This window comes from Gellertiella hungarica, assembly GCF_014197145.1.
Lineage (GTDB): Bacteria > Pseudomonadota > Alphaproteobacteria > Rhizobiales > Rhizobiaceae > Gellertiella > Gellertiella hungarica.
In genome coordinates this window covers 144,679-161,998 of the sequence record NZ_JACIEZ010000005.1, presented here as the reverse complement: position 1 = coordinate 161,998, position 17,320 = coordinate 144,679, and the positions used below count along the sequence as shown (strand labels likewise).

At 65.5% G+C, this 17,320-nt stretch carries 19 protein-coding genes; 11 read left to right on the top strand and 8 right to left on the bottom strand.

Annotated elements, in window-relative coordinates; translation table 11 throughout:
- The first annotated feature begins 11 nt into the window (after positions 1-11).
- From GGR23_RS14055 to GGR23_RS14030, 6 genes are all read left to right on the top strand, one after another.
- Positions 12-947: an ABC transporter substrate-binding protein gene (locus tag GGR23_RS14055; protein ID WP_183366928.1), complete on the top strand. Its 936-nt coding sequence runs from the start codon at positions 12-14 to the stop codon at positions 945-947.
- Between the two features lie 278 nt (positions 948-1,225).
- Entirely contained in the window at positions 1,226-1,540 is a 315-nt protein-coding gene (locus tag GGR23_RS14050) for a MocE family 2Fe-2S type ferredoxin (RefSeq protein ID WP_183366927.1), read from the top strand.
- A gap of 55 nt (positions 1,541-1,595) precedes the next feature.
- Positions 1,596-1,787, top strand: coding sequence for a hypothetical protein (locus GGR23_RS14045; protein WP_183366926.1), 192 nt, complete (start codon positions 1,596-1,598; stop codon positions 1,785-1,787).
- An 89-nt stretch (positions 1,788-1,876) separates the two neighbouring features.
- Positions 1,877-2,872, top strand: coding sequence for a LacI family DNA-binding transcriptional regulator (locus tag GGR23_RS14040; protein ID WP_183366925.1), 996 nt, complete (start codon positions 1,877-1,879; stop codon positions 2,870-2,872).
- 269 nt (positions 2,873-3,141) lie between these two features.
- Entirely contained in the window at positions 3,142-4,143 is a 1,002-nt protein-coding gene (locus GGR23_RS14035; protein WP_183366924.1) for a sterol desaturase family protein, read from the top strand.
- 115 nt (positions 4,144-4,258) lie between these two features.
- Complete coding sequence (locus GGR23_RS14030; protein WP_183366923.1) at positions 4,259-4,945, top strand: GntR family transcriptional regulator; 687 nt, start codon at positions 4,259-4,261, stop codon at positions 4,943-4,945.
- 9 nt (positions 4,946-4,954) lie between these two features.
- Here the strand turns inward: GGR23_RS14030 and GGR23_RS14025 are convergent, their stop codons facing one another.
- The 7 genes from GGR23_RS14025 to GGR23_RS13995 all read right to left on the bottom strand — a co-directional run bounded on the left by GGR23_RS14025 (position 4,955) and on the right by GGR23_RS13995 (position 11,515).
- The gene (locus GGR23_RS14025) at positions 4,955-6,124 is read right to left on the bottom strand and encodes a pyridoxal phosphate-dependent aminotransferase (protein WP_183366922.1); all 1,170 of its coding nucleotides are present in this window, start codon (positions 6,122-6,124) and stop codon (positions 4,955-4,957) included.
- A gap of 23 nt (positions 6,125-6,147) precedes the next feature.
- The gene (locus GGR23_RS14020; RefSeq protein ID WP_183366921.1) at positions 6,148-7,422 is read right to left on the bottom strand and encodes an NAD(P)/FAD-dependent oxidoreductase; all 1,275 of its coding nucleotides are present in this window, start codon (positions 7,420-7,422) and stop codon (positions 6,148-6,150) included.
- Positions 7,423-7,522: 100 nt separating this feature from the next.
- Positions 7,523-8,785: an ABC transporter substrate-binding protein gene (locus GGR23_RS14015; RefSeq protein ID WP_183366920.1), complete on the bottom strand. Its 1,263-nt coding sequence runs from the start codon at positions 8,783-8,785 to the stop codon at positions 7,523-7,525.
- Positions 8,786-8,881: 96 nt separating this feature from the next.
- Entirely contained in the window at positions 8,882-9,937 is a 1,056-nt protein-coding gene (locus GGR23_RS14010) for an aldo/keto reductase (protein WP_183367057.1), read from the bottom strand.
- Between the two features lies 1 nt (position 9,938).
- The gene (locus GGR23_RS14005) at positions 9,939-10,292 is read right to left on the bottom strand and encodes a TIGR04076 family protein (protein WP_183366919.1); all 354 of its coding nucleotides are present in this window, start codon (positions 10,290-10,292) and stop codon (positions 9,939-9,941) included.
- A 3-nt stretch (positions 10,293-10,295) separates the two neighbouring features.
- On the bottom strand, positions 10,296-10,784 hold the full coding sequence (locus GGR23_RS14000; protein WP_183366918.1) for a DUF3830 family protein: 489 nt from the start codon (positions 10,782-10,784) through the stop codon (positions 10,296-10,298).
- Complete coding sequence (locus GGR23_RS13995) at positions 10,781-11,515, bottom strand: GntR family transcriptional regulator (protein WP_183366917.1); 735 nt, start codon at positions 11,513-11,515, stop codon at positions 10,781-10,783. Before GGR23_RS13995 ends, GGR23_RS14000 begins: the two co-directional genes overlap by 4 nt.
- 96 nt (positions 11,516-11,611) lie before the next feature.
- Between GGR23_RS13995 and GGR23_RS13990 the strand changes: the two genes are divergently transcribed.
- The 5 genes from GGR23_RS13990 (at position 11,612) to GGR23_RS13970 (ending at position 16,187) form a co-directional block, all read left to right on the top strand.
- Complete coding sequence (locus GGR23_RS13990) at positions 11,612-12,403, top strand: ABC transporter ATP-binding protein (protein ID WP_183366916.1); 792 nt, start codon at positions 11,612-11,614, stop codon at positions 12,401-12,403.
- The gene (locus GGR23_RS13985) at positions 12,403-13,152 is read left to right on the top strand and encodes an ABC transporter ATP-binding protein (protein ID WP_183366915.1); all 750 of its coding nucleotides are present in this window, start codon (positions 12,403-12,405) and stop codon (positions 13,150-13,152) included. Before GGR23_RS13990 ends, GGR23_RS13985 begins: the two co-directional genes overlap by 1 nt.
- The gene (locus GGR23_RS13980; protein WP_183366914.1) at positions 13,149-14,057 is read left to right on the top strand and encodes a branched-chain amino acid ABC transporter permease; all 909 of its coding nucleotides are present in this window, start codon (positions 13,149-13,151) and stop codon (positions 14,055-14,057) included. Before GGR23_RS13985 ends, GGR23_RS13980 begins: the two co-directional genes overlap by 4 nt.
- Positions 14,057-15,016 carry a branched-chain amino acid ABC transporter permease gene (locus GGR23_RS13975; RefSeq protein ID WP_183366913.1) on the top strand — a complete coding sequence of 320 codons (960 nt, stop codon included), beginning with the start codon at positions 14,057-14,059 and terminating at the stop codon, positions 15,014-15,016. Before GGR23_RS13980 ends, GGR23_RS13975 begins: the two co-directional genes overlap by 1 nt.
- Before the next feature lie 280 nt (positions 15,017-15,296).
- Entirely contained in the window at positions 15,297-16,187 is an 891-nt protein-coding gene (locus GGR23_RS13970; protein WP_183366912.1) for a DMT family transporter, read from the top strand.
- Positions 16,188-16,206: 19 nt separating this feature from the next.
- On the opposite strand, the gene GGR23_RS13965 is transcribed toward GGR23_RS13970, so the two are convergent.
- On the bottom strand, positions 16,207-17,142 hold the full coding sequence (locus GGR23_RS13965) for a GNAT family N-acetyltransferase (protein WP_183366911.1): 936 nt from the start codon (positions 17,140-17,142) through the stop codon (positions 16,207-16,209).
- Between the last annotated feature and the right edge of the window lie 178 nt (positions 17,143-17,320).

Here is a 17,320-nt window from a genome sequence, read left to right as displayed (position 1 = left end):
GGAGTGAGACAATGAAGAAGATACTGACTGCAACCGTGTTTGCGCTGAGCGCAGCCACCATGTTCTCGACCGCGGCAAAGGCCGAGGAGGTCTATTTCCCGATCATCGCCAAGGGCTTCAGCCACCAGTTCTGGCAGGCCGTGAAGGCCGGCGCCGAGCAGGCTGCCAAGGACAACGGCGTGACGATCACCTTCGAAGGCCCCGAGACGGAAGCCCAGATCGACAAGCAGACCGACATCCTCAACGCCGCCATCGCGAAGAAGCCGCAGGGCCTCGGCTTTGCCGCACTCGACAGCCAGGCACAGGTGCCCGCGCTCCAGAAGGCTGCGGATGCAGGCATTCCGATCGTCGCCTTCGATAGCGGCGTGGACAGCGACCTGCCGCTCACCACCTGCACCACCGACAACGTCAACGCTGCCGGTGCCGCTGCCGACAAGATGGCAGAAGCCATCGGCGGGGAAGGCAAGATTGCCGCGGAAATCCACGACCAGACCTCCGCCACCGGCATCGGCCGCCGCGACGGCTTCCTGAACCGGATCAAGGAAAAGTATCCGAAGATCGAAGTGGTCGAAGTCCAGTACGCCAATGACGCGCTGAAGGCTGCCGACGACATCAAGGCGATGCTCCAGGCCCATCCCGATATCAAGGGCATCTTCGCCTCCAACGAAGGCGCCGCCATCGGTCTCTCCGTGGCGATCAAGGAAACCGGCGCGAAGATCGTCGGCATCGGTTACGATTCCGGCAAGACCCAGAAGGATGCCATCATGGACGGCACCCTCTATGGCTCGATCACCCAGAACCCGGTCGGCATCGGCCAGTGCGTGGTGAACTCGCTGGCCAAGGCCGTGAAGGGCGAGAAGCTGGAGAAGATCATCGACACCGGCTACTACTGGTACGACAAGACCAACATGAACGACCCGAAGGTCGCGGCCGTTCTTTATGATTGATTCCTGAACCGCGTACCGGCGCTCCCTCCCGAAACCTCCCAGGGCGGGACGGGGCGACCGGCCGCGGTCATGGATCGGACGGCATGCCGTTCAGGGCCCATGGGGTGCATCGCAAGATGCGCCGCATGGGCCTTTTCGTGTTGCCGCATGCGCCTCCGGCAAGTGTACATATGCCTCATTTCGTGAGGTATAAAGAGACAAATTGATTGCACTATGGACGCAAGATTGTCATTCTGTCCTCGCGGCGCATCGGGCGCTTGCTTGGCGGAGGACGTGGCATGGCAGAGTGGGTAAGGGTGTGTGGCGCTGACGGGATCGAGCAGGAGGGCGTGATCCGCTTCGATCATGCGGGCCGGACCTATGCGGTCTATCGCTCGCCGGAAGACGACTATTTCTGCACGGACGGACTGTGCACCCACGAGGCGATCCACCTCGCGGACGGTCTGGTCATGGATTACGAGATCGAATGCCCGAAGCATGGCGGCATCTTCGATTATCGCACCGGCTCGGCCATGCGGCTTCCCGCCTGCCGGGATCTGAACACCTACCCGGCTCGCCTCGCGGACGGTGCCGTCGAAATCCTCGTCGGCTGACGGTGGCGGCGGGCTGGCGCGAACAGACGCGAGGTCCGCGAAACCATGCGAGCCAATGGCCGGCGCAAGGGCGCGCAGGTGCATCTCGACTGCCGAGGCGCGGGCGATGCAGGCGGCGCAGGCGGTGCAGGCGGTGCGGATCGGGATCATCTCCCGCCAGCGGTACGGTGTTCTCCGGGGCATCCGCTCCGCAGCGCTGCCCGTCCTGGCAGAGCAGGGCCAGCGGCCGCAATCTTTCCGCTCCTGATGCAGTTTGAGGCATTTCTTCCTTGTGGAGGCGGCTTTTCCGGGGCTAGATGAGGCAAAACCACTCGTGACGGATTCGGGAGGATCGCCTTGAAGCGCGTCAGCATCGCCGACATCATGCGGGAGACCGGCCTTTCGCGGGCCACCGTGGACCGGGTCCTGAACGGACGCGGCAAGGTGCACCAGCGCACGCGCGATGCGGTCGAGCATGCCATGCGGATGCTCAGCGCGCCCGCATCGAGCCCGTCCGCCGCAGGCCCTTCAGCGGATATCGTTCTGCGCCTCGGGCGCGGGATGACCGGCCAGATGCGGGCCGCCTGGGAGAGGCGTCAGCCATCGGGCGCCTTCCACGATCTCTATCAGGCGGAGGAGGCCGAGATTCTCGATGTCGTTTCCAGTCTTTGCGAGGATGCAGCGCGCCCTCTGATCGTCGCAGCCAAGAATACGGACCGGCTGGCCGCCCGGCTGGAAGAGGCACGCGGGCGCGGCAAGCGCATCATCGCGGTGGTGTCGGATCTCGCGGCGAATGCCCGCGACGTCTTTCTCGGCATCGACAACCGGGCTGCCGGGCAGACGGCGGCCTTTCTCATCGGGCGCATGCTCGGGGACCGGTCCGCAGCGGTCGGCGTGGTCCTCGGCGACCTGGCATTCCGCTGCCACGAGGATCGGGAAATCGGCTTCCGCACCGGTCTTCGCGCCCATTTTCCCCGGCTGTCCCTTGCGGGCGAGGCCCAGGGCGAGGACAGCGCCGAGCTGACACGCGCAGCCGTGCTGCGCCTGCTCAAGGAGCAGCCCGCGCTGACCGCCATCTATAATGTCGGCGGCGGCAATGCCGGTCTCTGCGAGGCGGTGCGCGAGGCGGGGCGCGAGATCCTCGTGGTCGCCCATGAGGCAAATGCCGTGACGACGCCACTGCTGCGGGACGGTGCCATCGATTACGTGATCGCCTCCGATCCCGCGCTTCTGGTCGATCAGGCCCTGGAGCTTGCCGGCGCCGGTGCGCTGCCCGTGCCGCGCGACGAGATCCTCAACGATTTCGGCGTCTATACCCGCTTCAACATTCCCCATTTCACGCCAATCCGCTGATCCTGCTCCCGTCGGGCCAGGACCACTGATGGCGTTCCCTTGCGGGGAAATGCTGCCCACTCGCTCAAGATGCCTCCCGTGATGCCGGCCCGGCATTTCCAAGATCCGATCCGGCGTTAAAGACGCAAAATGATGCAATAATGTTCGCAACATTGATGCATATTGCGAAATACCCTCTTGCATTGCGGCCTCATCTCGGTGAATGAATGAGACGGCGGCAGTGGGTTTGCGGCCATGCCGTTTCAGGCGTGTTTTCGGGAGGATCAGGCATGAACGATCTGGACTTTGGCACGCGCGACAAGCGCGGCAACTGGGCGCCCAGGGATGCGCTGGAGACGGCCCCTGTCTTTGTCTTCCCGCCGCGTCCGCTCGCCTTCCTCAAGTGGCTCCCGAGCTACTTCTTTCCCTGGAACGTCCTTTGGATGCTTTCGGCGCTTGCCTGGTGGTATCTGGTCATCCCGCCGCGCGAGGTGCTGGCGGTGCTGCAATGGGGCTGGGTGCTGAAGCTGTTTGCGGTGAATTGCCTTGCCGTATTCCTCTTCTACGGCGCCTTCGAGCTGCAGCTCTACATCCGCCGGGCGCAGGGTAACCGCTTCAAGTACAATCCCAAATTCCCGGCCGATCACAAGAGCCCGGCCTTCCTCTTCAAGCGGCAGAACGTCGACAGCCTGATCCGGGGATTCGGCACGGGCGTGCCCATCTGGACGGCCTTCGAGGTGCTGGTGCTGCATGCGCAGGCGGCGGGCCATGTGCCCTGGGTCGGCTTTTCGGACAATCCGTGGTATCTCGCCGGGCTCGCGCTTCTGCTCCCGGTCATCCACGAGGCGCATTTCTTCGTCATCCACCGGCTGATCCACATTCCCGTGCTCTACAGGTGGGTTCACTCCGTGCATCACAACTCGGTCAATCCGTCGCCCTGGTCGTCGCTGTCCATGCATCCGGTGGAACACCTGCTGTATTTCGCCACGGCCGCCTATCATCTCGTCATCCCGTCCAATCCGGTGCTGGTCATGTATCAGCTGCACATGGCGGGTTTCGGCGCCGTGGTCGGGCATGTCGGCTTCGACAAGGTGGAGGTTACGGACGAAACCGCAATCGACAGCCATGCCTACGCCCATTACCTGCACCACAAGTATTTCGAGGTGAACTACGGCGACGGGCTCATTCCCTTCGACCGATGGTTCGGCACCTGGCATGACGGCACCCGCAAAGGCGAGGAGGAGATGCAGGCCCGGTACGAGCGCCGCAAGGCCCGCGCCAATGCCCGGTAGACAAGTGTCATCCCATGCGAGGTGACCGGCGACAGAGCGCGCAACTTGTCCTATAGCTGGATGCAAAGCCCGGCCTCGCCGGGCTTTTCAGTGATTCCCGGGGATGATGCGCCTCATGAAAGAAGCCGGCCTTGCTGCCATTTCAGCCCGCACCACCGTGCAGGACAATGTCTATGCCCAGCTGCGCCAGGCGCTGATGTGGGGCAGCTTCGAACCCGGTGCCCACATCACCATCGCGGGTCTTTCGGAGCAGTTCGGCACCAGCCACATGCCCGTCCGGGAGGCGCTTCGCCGGCTTGCGGCGGAATGCGGCCTCGATGTCGCCCGCAACGGCTCGGTCCGCGTGCCGCCGGTCTCGCGGGCGCAGCTCGACGATCTCTGCCGGGCGCGAAAGGCGCTGGAGGGGCTTGCCACCGAATGCGCCGCGGCCGTCATTCCGGAGCCGAAGATAGAGGAAGCGCTGGCGATCGCCCGCGAGCACGAGCGGCTGGGGCGCGCGGGCGAGGTCTATGCCATGCTGCGCAAGAACCAGGAATTTCACTTCGCCATTTACGAGAATGCCGGATCGGATGTGCTGCCGCAGCTCATCGAAATGCTCTGGCTGCGCTTCGGACCCTACATGCGGATGCTGTCGGATTTGGTGAAGCGGCAGATGGAGGAGGGGCGCCTGCCTGACTACTCCACCCATCATTACAGCATTCTCGATGCGCTCCACGCCCGCAATGCCGCTGGCGCCCGCGATTTCATGGTGCGGGACATCGAGGCGACGCAGGCTTTCCTCGTCGCCATCTGCCCGGACTGACGGCGACGCTCAAAGCCGGTTGAAGAAGCGCTGCAGCCGGTCCATCGCCTCCTTGATGCGCTCGACGGATTGCGAGCCGAAGCAGACGCGCAGATGGCCTTCGCCGGCAGGGCCGTAGAAGCTTCCGGCCTCCACGACCACGTCCGCCTCCGCGAGAATCCGCTCGGCAAGTGCCTGTGCCGGCAGTCCCGTCGCGCGGATGTCCGGGAAGGCATAGATCGTGCCTTCCGGCCACTCGCAGGTCACCCCGGCCATCTGGTTGAGACGGGTCACGACAATTTCGCGTTTCACCCGGTCTTCTTCCACCAGCTCTTCCAGGATCTCCCGGGGGCCGGTGACGGCGGCGAGCGCACCGGCCTGGATGAAGGTGTTCACATGGGTGACGTCGCTGGTGGTGATCTTCAGGATGCCGCTGATCAGGTCGGCGGGTGCCGCAAGATAGCCGAGCCGCCATCCATCCATCGCGAAGCTCTTGGTGAAGGCGAACATCGAGATGGTGCGTTCCGCCATGCCGGGAAGCGAGGCGATGGAGATGTGCTCTGCCTTGTCGAACAGGATGTCCTCATAGACCTCGTCCGAAATGACCACGAGATCGTGACGGATCGCGAGCGCCGCCAGCCCTTCCAGTTCCGCGCGGCTATAGACCCGGCCTGTCGGGTTGCAGGGATTGACGATGGCTATGGCCTTGGTCTTGGGCGTGATCCGCGCCTCGACGAGATCGGGGTTGATGGAGAACCGGTTCGCGGCATCCAGGGGCGCAAAGACCGGAACACCGCCCGCAAGCTCGATCTTGCCGAGATGCTGGGGATAATAGGGTTCGAGGAGGATCACTTCGTCGCCCGGATCGACCACCGTCATGAAGGCCGCAAAGGAGGCATGGGTCAGGCCGTTGGTCACCACGATCTGCTCCGGCGGCATGTCGAGGCCGTTACTGTCGGCAAGCCGTTTCGAGATCGCCGCGCGCAGCTCCGGCAGGCCCTGGAAATGGGAATAATGCACCCGCCCGGCGAGCAGCGCATCGATGGTCGCCTGCTTGATCGGCATCGGCGTATCCGCATGCGGGCTGCCAAGCTCCATGTGGATGAGGTCCCGACCGCTTCCCTCGAGCGCTGCCGCCCTGGCGAACATGCCGTAGGACTTCTTCGAACCGCCGGTGATGCGCTTGGCGAGATGGGGCATGAAGGGATCTCCGTCTTTATGGGTCAGGCGCGGCGCGCGAGCCGGTCGGTGAGGCGGGCATGGGCAAGCCCCGCAGAGGCAACGAGCGGCGTGAGCGAGTGAAAGGGCAGGGCCCGTACGGGCCTCAGGGGGATGGGCATGGCGGCCGGGTCCTCGCCGAGCGCCAGGCGCGCGAGCACCCGCCCGAGCTGCGCCGTCATGGCAATGCCGCGTCCATTGCAGCCGATGCCGCCGAAGAAGCCCTCGCCGAAGCGATGGATCCGGGGCAGGAAGTCGGGGGTCATGATGGCCGTGCCCGTCCATGCGATTTCGAGGCCGGGGGTGGCGGAGAGGCCGAGCTCCGCGGCCATGCGGGCCGCGACGGCCCGGCCGACCCGTTCGACAGCCCCGAACGGATTGAGCGCCATGCCTCCGCTGATCAGCCGGTCGTCGCGGTCGAGGCGGTAGGTGAAGAGGTTGGAACGGGTATCGCCCACCGGCCTGCGGTGGGGCGCGATCCGCGCCACGGTTGCCGCATCGACGGGTTTCGTCGCCATCTGGTAGACGCGGAGCGGAATGCCCGTGCGCCCCATCAGCCCGGCAATGCCGCCGGTAAAGGCGTTGGTGGCGAGAAGCACGCTGTCGGCAACGATCTGCCCCGAGTCGGACGTGACGACCCAGCCGCTGCCGCTTTGCCGCACGCTTCGGACCGGAGCCTCCTCCCGCACCAGCCCGCCCCTGCGTGCGAGAGCTGCGGCGAGGCCGAAGAGATAGTCGAGCGGATGAATGGTGCCGCCGGAGCGGTCGATCAGTCCGCCGGAATAGATGGTCATGCCGGTCTCGGCGCGGACCTGTTCGGCGTCGAGGAAATCCACGGGCCTTCCGAGCGCCTGCCAGGCCAGTGCGCGGGCTTTCAGCATAGCGCCCATCTCTGCTCCGAAGGCCGGTTGCAGCCATCCGGTCTGGGCGGCGTCACAGGCAATTCCTTCCTCGGCAATGGTCGTGAACACCGCGTCCGCCCCGGCTCCGACGAGGCGCAGCAGCGCGTCCGCCTGCTCCTGAGGCAGCTTGCGGCGCACGGTGGCGGGATCCGCCTTGGCGAAATTGGGCACCACGAAGCCGGCATTCGTGCCGCTCGCACCGGCGCCGATCCGGCCGCCTTCCAGCACCGCCACGCGCCGGCCGGCGCGGCTGAGCATCAGCGCCGCGGTGAGACCGGTGAAGCCGGCGCCGATCACCACCGTGTCGCAACGGGCCGGGAGTGCCGTGGCGCGGAAGTCGGGCCTTGTGCCGGATGTGAGCGTCCAGAGGGTCTGCATGGGAAGGATACTTGAAGGAGGGGCACGGCGCTCTCATGCGGTCCCGTGCAAGGGGCGGCGGCTGCCGGAGAAAAGGGACCCGGCAGCCGCCCGTTTCTCGTTACTTGATGCCGGCCATGATCTTGCCGACCTCTTCGGACGACATCTCGCCGGTGGTTTCCACCTTGCCGGCATTGATCTTCCAGAGGCGGAACGGACCGGTGATGTCGCCGTACTGGTCGAAGTTGACCGGGCCGATCACGCCCTCGTAGCGGATGGCCTTGCCTTCGCCGATGAGCTTCAGGGCCTTGGCGAATTCGCCCTTGCCGGCAAAGATCGGCTCGCCCGCCGGATCGACGACCTTGTAGATCGCGTCCTTGATCTTGGCCGGATCTTCCGAACCGGCCGCAGCGAGGGCCAGCCCGACGATGGCGCCGGCATCGTAGGACCGGTCTGCCGCCGGGTTGGAGGGTTCGATCCCGCCGGAGAAGGCCTTGTAGTTGGCGTTGAAATACTCCGTCGACTTCGTCGGGCTGGTGCCGGAGGAGGTGCCATAGGCCTCGTTGAGGTAATCGGCACCGACCGACTCGATGAAATCGGGGCTGTTCATGCCGTCGTTCAGCAGGAACTTCTGGACGCCGCCCTGGCTGATCCAGGTGCGGGCGCTGGTGGCCCCATCGACCGGCGTGCTGACGAGATAGAGGCCGTCGGGCTCGCCCGCCATGGCGGCGGTGACTTCCGACTGGTAGCTCGACTGCTTCTCGTTATAGGGCGTGACATTGACGATCTCGCCGCCCATCGCCTTGTAGGCGCGGGAGAACTCGTTGACCATGTTGACGCCGAAGTCGTTGTTCACGTGGATGACGGCGAGCTTCTTGAAGCCCTTGTCGACGGCATATTTGGCAGCTGCGATACCCTGCAGGGCGTCGGAGGTGATGGTGCGGAAGAAGATGCCGTTCGTCTTGCCGTCGCGGCCGAGGGCCGTCAGCGTCGGGGAGGAGGAGGCTGGCGAAACCTGCACCACCTTGGCCGGCGCGGTGACCGAGGTGAGGATCGGGATCGACACGGACGAGATGATGCCGCCGATGATGACGGGCACCTTCTTCACCTGCACCAGCTGGGTGGCGGCATCGACGGCGACATTGCCCTGGCTCTGGCTGTCGCGGGTGTCGGTCACGAGGTCGCAGCCGCGAACGCCGCCGGCCTTGTTGATGTCGTCGAACGCCATTTCGACGGATTTCGCGCCGGCCTGGCCATATTCGCCCGCCGGACCGGTGAGTTCCATCACGAGGCCCACGGTGATCTTGCAGTCGGCGGCCTGAGCGGCACCGGCGGCGGCAATCAGCGAAAGCGCGGTGGAAAGCGCAAGGATGTGTTTCTTCATGGTTTCAGTTCCCCTTGGTTGGCTTTGATGCGTGCAGTCTTGCCTTGTCGTCCGCCCGCCTCCCGGACGGACGGCATTCCTTGTCCCGGCTGACGATCAGGTGCGGCCGTCATTCAGGTTGTAGTGCATGATGGAGCCGTGCCGGCCGGTCCGGTCGCGCTCGAGCGTGTAGACGTCGCCCTCCAGTCCGGGGCTTTCCGCCTGGACGGCGGCGATCTCGGCCATGTCTTCCGCGGCAAGCGCCAGATCCATGATCCGGGCATTGGCGAGCGCATGCGCCTGGTTGCGCGCCCCCACGATGACGGCGGCAACCCGCGGCTGGGCCAGCGTCCAGGCGCTGGTGACGGTGGCGATGTCCACCCCGTGGCGTGCGGCGATGCGGGCGAGGGTCTGCAACAGCTTCTGGAACAGCGCCCATCCGCCGAAATCGTCGATGATCAGCTTGTACTTGACCAGCGACCGGTTCTCGAGCGGCGAGGCGGGCTCCGGCTGGCCGAGCCATTTTTCGCTGAGGAAGCCGCCTGCGACCGATCCGTAGCAGAGGAAATGCATGCCTTTCTGCTCGGCAAGGGTGGCGAGATGGCGGGCAGGGCGCCGGTCGAGCACCGAATATTGCAGCTGCTGGCTGACGACCGGAATGCCCGCGTTGAAGATCTCCGTCATCCGCGGCGTGTCGAAATTGGTGGTGCCGATGTTGCGCACCTTGCCCTCGAGGCGCATCTCGGTGAGCCAGCCGAGGGCGTCGATATAGCCGCCATGGGCATAATCCCACCAGTGGAACTGCACGAGATCGAGCTGCTCCGTCTTCAGCCGTCCGAGGGACTGCTCGACGATGCCGCGGATATAGGCGCGGTTGACGGTGGCGAGCTTGTCGAGATCGGGCACGAGCTTGGTGTGGACGCGCATTGCGGCGGCCGCCGAAGCGCCACGGGTTTGGGCGAGCTTCAGCCGGGCAGCCCCGATCAGCTCCTCCACCCCCGTATAGATGTCGGCGCAGTCATAGGTGGTGATGCCCGCATCGAAGGCGGCGATCAGGTCGTCCACGGCCTGGGTGCGATCGATGGCGCCATGGCCTCCCGCCAGCTGCCAGCCGCCCCTGATGACGCGGGAAATGGCATAGCCGGGGGCAAGTTCGAAGGTCTTCAGGGGCATCTCACTCATTCTCCGAGGGAAGGGGGACGGCGGTGGTTTCCGCATGGCTGAAACGGCGCTTGCCCAGCCGGACTATTCTCAGCCGGCTGCCGCAATTGGGGTCGGGGCAGGCGATCTCGGCATCGGATGTCATCCAGTCGTTGCGGTGCGTTTCCCGCTGCTTGGCCGCCAGCAGGGGCAGGACCGCCGAAATGGAATAGATCGAGAAACCCTGGTTGGCGGGCAGGTGGAGCATCTCGCCGCGCAGCTCGAAGTGATCGCCCTCGCGGGCACCGCAATAGATCGGCTTTCCCTCCGGCAGAACCGCCTCGACGCGCAGGTCGTAAAGCTCGAAGCTGTCGTCCCTTTCCGCCATGGCTCAGGCCTCCCCGCGGGAAAAGGTGATGTCGCAGGCGCCGTTCTTGCGGATGATCCCGCAGGCGGCCGCAAAAGCCTCCCGTTCCGCGGGTGGCACCTGGGCGACCACGCTGCCGGCAAGCCAGCCGATGGGAAACAGCATGCGCGCACCGGGGCCGTAGAAGAGGCCGATGTCGAAGATCGGGTTCGGATTGCCGCCCCAGACGCGCTCCGGCACATAGGCGAGAACGATGTCTCCCGGCTGCGGCGTCAGCGTGGCGTTTTCCGGCGGCAGCGGCCGGGCATAATCCGCGCCCTCCAGATGGGCGGGCGGCACGGGGCAGGAGATTTCCGGGCCGGTCCACATGGCATGAATGCCCGGCACCACGCGCGGCTCGGAAAGATAGGCCCAGAGGAAGGCGGCATTGGCGGGCGCCTTGTCGAAGAGGAGCGGTGCGGAAACGGCAAGGCCGGAACGCGGCTCCTTCATGGAGATGGTCTTCACGGTCATGGCTTGTCTGCTTTCTGCGCCTTGAGGCGCGTGCGGAGCGTCTTGAAGGGACGGCTGATATCGGCGGCGAGGGCGGCGCGGGCGGCTTCCGGATCCCGGGCGGCAAGGGCCTCGACGATGATCCGGTGACAATGGGCGGTGTCGGCTTCGCCGGCGGCGGAGAAGGCATAGGCCGCTTCCCGGATGCAGGGGCCCGACTGCAGCCACAGGCTCTCGATCATGGGAAGCAGGACCGCCGAGCCGCTGCAGCGGTAGATCTCAAAGTGAAAGCGCTGGTTCAGGGTCATCTCGTTGTCGAAATCGTCCTGGTCCGCGAGGTTGCGGAACCGGTCCCATTCCAGAAGGATGGTCCGGACCCGGCTGACATCCGCCTCGTTCATGCGGGTCGCCGCCATGGCGATGGCCTCGCCCTCGATGAGGGTGCGCACATGCACGAGATCGTCGATCCGCTCCAGCGTGACGGGCGGCACCCGGACGGAGCGGTTGGGCAGGGCTTCCAGCGCCTTTTCGGAGATCAGCCGGCCCAGCGCCTCGCGCACGGGCATGGTGGAGGTGGCGAGCTGATCGGCAAGGCCGCGGATCGTCAGGATGCGCCCGGGCTCCAGAAGCCCGCAGATGAGCGCGCGCCGGAGCGTGGCATAGACCCGATCCTGAACCGTTTCCCTTTCGACCGGCGAAAAGAGCGGCCCCCGCTCGTCCCCCGTTCCCGATGTGGCTTCTGCTGTCGTCATCGCCATTTTTCCTCTTGCGTGCCGATTTAAAGCTCAATAGCTTGATCAAAGCAAGTGTGATCACAGATCAAAAATATAAAATCGCAGAGGGGTGCCATGAGGAGTTCCAGTGGCCCGCCGGAAGGGCGGCCAACCGTTCTGAGCGTCCGGCAGGCGGTGAAGCGCTACGGCGGGCTGACCGCCGTCGATGGCGTATCCTTCGATGTCGGCAAGGGCGAGATCTTCGGCCTCATCGGCCCGAACGGCGCCGGCAAGACGACGATGTTCGATCTCGTGGCGGGCAGCGTGGCGCCGAGCGCGGGACAGATCCTGCTGAACGGCGTCGATGTTTCCGGCGAGGCGGCGCACCGGCGGATCGCCCGCGGCCTCGGCCGCACATTTCAGATTCCCAAGCCCTTTCCCGAACTCTCCCTTCTGGAAAACGTGCTCCTGGCGCGGCAGGACCAGACGGGGGAGCGGCTGTTCATGAACTTTCTGGCGCCGGGCCGGGTGCGGGCGGAAGAGGCTGCCGCGCGGGACAAGGCAATGGATCTTCTGGATTTCCTGCTGCTCAAGCGCCTTGCGCACGAGCCGGCCCGGGTGCTGTCCGGCGGGCAGCGCAAGCTGCTGGAGCTCGCGCGCGTGATGATGGCCGATCCCGCCGTCATCCTTCTCGACGAACCGGCCGCGGGCGTGAACGCCACGCTTCTCGAGGTCATCATCGACCGCATCCGCGCCATCAACGAGCGGGGGGTGACCTTTCTGCTGATCGAGCACAACATCGACATGGTCAGCCGGCTCTGCAACCGGGTTCTGGTCATGGCCAGCGGACAGCCGCTCTGCGAGGGTACGCCCGAAGAGGTATCCCGCGATCCGCGCGTGATCGAAGCCTATCTCGGAGGTGCGTGATGGCAAGGACGGTCCTTGAGGTCAGGTCGCTGGAAGCGGGCTACGAGCCGGGGGTGCCGATCGTGCGCGGTGCGTCGATCAGGGTCGAGGAGGGCGAGATCGTCGTGGTCCTCGGTCCGAACGGCGCCGGCAAGTCGAGCTTCATCAAGGCGATTGCAGGGCTGGTTCCGGTGTCCGGCGGCAGCGTGACGCTGGACGGCCAGGACATCACCGGCGCGCCCGCGCACCGCATGGTGCGGCTTGGCCTTGCCTTCGTGCCCCAGACGGAAAACGTCTTCCCGCTGATGAGCGTCGAAGACAATCTGAAGGTCGCGGGCGGCGTGCTGCCGAAGCGCGAGGTCGCGCCGCGGATCGAGGAGATGTACCGCCTCTTTCCGGACCTGCGCGAGCGCCGGACGACGCCGGCCGGCAATCTCTCGGGCGGCCAGCGGCAGATGGTGGCTGTCGCCCGGGCGCTGATGGTGCGGCCGAAGCTCCTCGTTCTCGACGAGCCTTCGGCGGGTCTCTCGCCGAAATTCGTCTCGATGGTGTTCCAGATGCTTACCGACGTGCGCAAGGCAGGCGTCACGATCCTGCTCGTCGAGCAGAACGCCAAGGCCGCGCTCGCCATCGGCGACCGCGCCTATGTGCTGGTCGAGGGCCGGGATGCCCATGAGGGCGTGGCATCCGAGCTGTGGAACGACCCCGTGGTCGCCGAACTCTATCTCGGCCACCGCGCAAGCCCGGCACAGGGGGGAGAAAGCCGATGAACATGCAATTCCTCGTCGATGGCCTTCTCACGGGCTCGATGATCGGGCTCGGCGCCATCGGCGTGACGCTCACCTACTCGATCCTGCGCTTTTCGAATTTTTCCCATGGCGATCTCATGGCCTGGGGAACCTATGCCACGCTGATGTTCGTGGGTGCGATAACGGCGCTCTTCGGAAAGGTGGCGCCCATTGCGCCCCTTTCCTTCGGCTGGCCGCTGTTGCTCGCGCTGGCGCTCGGCATGCTGTTCACCGGAGGCCTTGCGCTGCTTCTCGACAAGATCCTGTTCCAGCGCCTGCGCGCCAAGGGACAGATGATCATCGTCGTCATGGCGAGCTTCGGTGCCTCCATGGCCCTGCGCAGTCTGCTCGAGTTCCTCTTCACCTCCAGCCCCGCCTATTTCAGCCGCGCCATCCAGATCGCCAAGCCCATCGGCTTCGGCATCCGCATCACGCCGGACCAGATCGCACTCCTGTTGCTCACGGCGGCGCTGGTCACGGCAGTGCATCTGCTGATGACCCGCAGCCAGATCGGCCGCGAAATGCGGGCGGTCAGCCAGAACATCGGCCTTGCCCGCGTCGTCGGCATCGATGTCGCGCGGGTGGTCCGCTTCACCTGGCTGATCGGCGGCGCGCTGGCCTGCGTGGCGGGCGTGATGATCGGGGTGCTCGTGCAGATCCGCCCGCTGATGGGCTTCGACATGCTGCTGCCGGTCTTTGCGGCGGCCATTCTCGGGGGGATCGGCTCCATCCCCGGCGCCGTGCTCGGCGGCCTCATCATCGGCCTCAGCGAAGCGGCCGCGGTGCAGATCTTCGGGGCAGAATGGCGCGCGGCCATCGCCTTCGTCATCCTCATGGCCGTGCTTTTCGTCCGGCCTATCGGTCTGTTCGGTGTGGGAGAACGCTGATGGAATTCCTGGCTTACGGCGCATTCTTCCTCACGACGGCGCTGATCTTCTCGCTGATCACCCTCGGGCTGAACCTCCAGTGGGGCCTCACCGGGCTGTTCAACGTGGGCCTTGCCGGCTTCGTCGCCATCGGCGCCTACACCTCCGCCATCCTGACCACGCCGGACGATGCAGCGCGCATCGGCGGCTTCGACCTGCCGATTCTGCTCGGCTGGCTTGCGGCGATGATCGTGGCGGGCGCCGTCGCTGCCGTGATCGGTGCCGCGACGCTCCGGCTGCGGTCGGATTACCTCGCCATCACCACCTTCGGCGTTGCGGTCGTGGTGCAGCTCGTCGCGCTGAATGCGCAGGGTCTGACCGGCGGCCCCTTCGGCGTCGGCTTCATCCCGCGTCCCTTCGGCTCGCTGGCGGAAAATCCGATCGTCTTCAACTTCGCCAATCTCGCCATCGTTGCCGTGGTGACGCTGGTCTTCTTTCTGGCGCTCGAGCATCTCGCCCGCAGCCCCTGGGGGAGGGTGCTGAAGGCGCTGCGCGAGGACGAAAAGGCCGCGGCCTCCCTCGGCAAGAGTGCCCGGGCGTACCGGATCCAGGCTTTTGCGCTCGGCGGCGCGATCATGGGTCTTGCCGGTGCCGTGCAGGCCCATTTCATCGGCTTCATCGCGCCCGAAAACTACCTGCCGACGCTGACCTTTCAGGTCTGGACCATGCTGATTGTCGGCGGCTCGGGCTCCAATCGCGGCGCGGTTCTGGGATCGGTTCTCGTCTGGGCGATCTGGGTCGGCTCCGGCGCGGCCGTGAGTGCGTTGGTGCCGACCGATCAGCAGGCGCGCGCCGCTGCCCTGCAGATCGTCTCCATCGGCGTGATGCTCTGCGTGATTCTGCTGGTGCGGCCCATGGGCATCCTCGGCGGTACGCCAAAACGCAAGGCCCCGGCCGAGCCGGCAGCGGGCCGCCCGTAGCCGCAAGAGGAGGGCTTCTCGTTCCGCAAGGGCCGGCGGCAGTTGACAAGTGCCGCCGGCTGCCGCATTCCCGCCTGGCCGGACAGGACTTCCCGGCGCCAGGCCGCCGGTTCGGTCGGGCGCCAGATCGCCCCTCATGGGCAACCGGTTCCTGCCCAAATCGATTTCAGCTCCGGGCCGTTGCCGGCATCGCGGAAAGGCGCAAGCCCTCTTCCGGCCGGCGAGGCGGGCAATGCCGCGCCCGCAACATCAGCCGGGCCGGCGGGACAGGGTAGTGTGCATGACAAGCAAGACCAGGGGTTACCTCTTTGCGCTGGCCGCTGTGACGATCTTCGCCACGCAGGACGGTTTCACCAAGTTCCTCGGGAACCACTATCCGCCGATCCTGGTCACCATGATCCGGTTCTGGGCCTTTGCCGTCTTCGTGACCGTCATCGCTGCCTCATCTCCGGGCGGGCTTTCCGGGGCTGTGCGGACGCGGCATCCCTGGCTGCAGGTGATGCGCGGCGTGCTGCTGGTGGCCGAAATCGCGGTTGCCGTCCTGGCCTTCGCCAAGGCGGGACTGGCCATGAGCCAGTCGATCCTGCAGGCGACGCCGCTTCTGGTAACGCTGCTCTCGGTGCCGCTGCTCGGCGAAAAGGTGGGCTGGAAGCGGGGGCTTGCGGTGCTGGTCGGCCTGCTCGGCGTTCTCGTGATCCTGAACCCGGCCGGCATGCATTTCGATCTCTATCTGCTGCTGCCGCTTGCCGCAGCGCTGATGTTTGCCCTCTACAGCGTGGCTACCCGGGCCGTCAGCCGCGACGATTCGGCCACGACGAGCGTCTTTTATGCGGGTGTGGTCGGCGCGGTGGCGATCTCCTTCGTCGGCCCCTTCTTCTGGGTGCCCATCCGCCCGGCGGACTGGATTGCCATGGGCATCCTCTGCGTCTGCGGCACGCTCAGCCATTACTGCCTGATCCGCGCCTACGGGCTGCTCGAGGCGGTGCAGGTGCAGCCGATCACCTATCTGCAACTGGTGCTGAGCGTGATGGTGGCGGTGATCTTCTTCAACGAAACGCTGACGCTCAACATGGTCGCAGGCGCGATCATCGTCGTGGGCGCCGGCCTCTACACGGTTTTCCGCGAATACCAGCTCGACCTGAAGCGCCGTGTGACGGAGGGGGCCGCCTGAGAAACCCGGCTCTCGCGGCCTAGCCGTAGTCCACATCCAGGAGTTCGAACCGGCGAATACCGTCGCGCCGGCTGTTGAGGAAGTTGGACTGCATCAGGAACTTTCCGCGAAGCGCCTTGTCGGGCAGGGTGAAACCCCTGTCGAAGCCGATGGCATCGTTCCAGCCGACATGCAGGTAGAGGTTTCTCCGCGTCGCCTTGCAAAGCGATGCGACCAGCGCCGGAATGCTGCGGCTACCTGTTGTCTTGCCGCCCCGCGTGAAGGTGGCGCAGATCAGGAGAACCGGAACGGACCGGATGACGCGCGGCGAGGCAAGAATCGCCACATCGCCGTCCGAGGCCATGGCATAGCGGTAGATGGGGGAACTGATGCGGCGCCGGAACTGGTCGCGCGTCCAGGCAAGCCCTCCGCCGCCATCACCGCCCGAGAGATCCGCATGCAGCGATGCCATGGCGTCCTTATCCCTGTGGATGACGATGCCGGAGCCCGACGAAAGGGACAGGATGCCGGCGGAAAGGCCCATCCGGGCCGGAAGCTGCGTGACCTCCTCCATCTTGAAGAACCGCTTGTTGAGCAGCGAGGCCGCATCGTTCGCATAGGCATAGATGAGGCTGGCGCCCTCGCTCACCACCGCCTTGCGCAGTTCCTTGTAGAGGCTGCTGACGATCTGGAAGCTGCGGAACTCCGGCGTGACGAAGAGATCGACCAGTTCCGCGGCCGTCTGCCGCTCGCCGCCGATATCCACGGTCTTGAAGAATGCCGCAAGCTGGCCGACTTTCTGGCCGTCGGCATAGGCGGAAACGATCTTCGTCCGGTCGTAGCCCTCCCGATAGGTCCAGGCGAAACGCTCCGGCGAAAGCTCGGGACCGCTTTTGTGAAAGGCGCTGCGGGCGAGCGCCGACGTGCGTACCGGGTCCAGGTCTTCAGTGTCTTCGAATCGGATTTCGGCGGTCATCTCGAACACCTTGGCTGCCGGCCGGGCCGGCGCGAGAGGAGAGAATGCTGCATCGGTCAGCCCTGCCATCGTCACGCGGAGGCGGACGGCGAGGGGAGGCTGAACGCGGCAGACAATGTCGGCCCGCGGCCCTTAAGAATCGCTTACTTCAGGTGGCGATAACTTAAAATTGCATTCA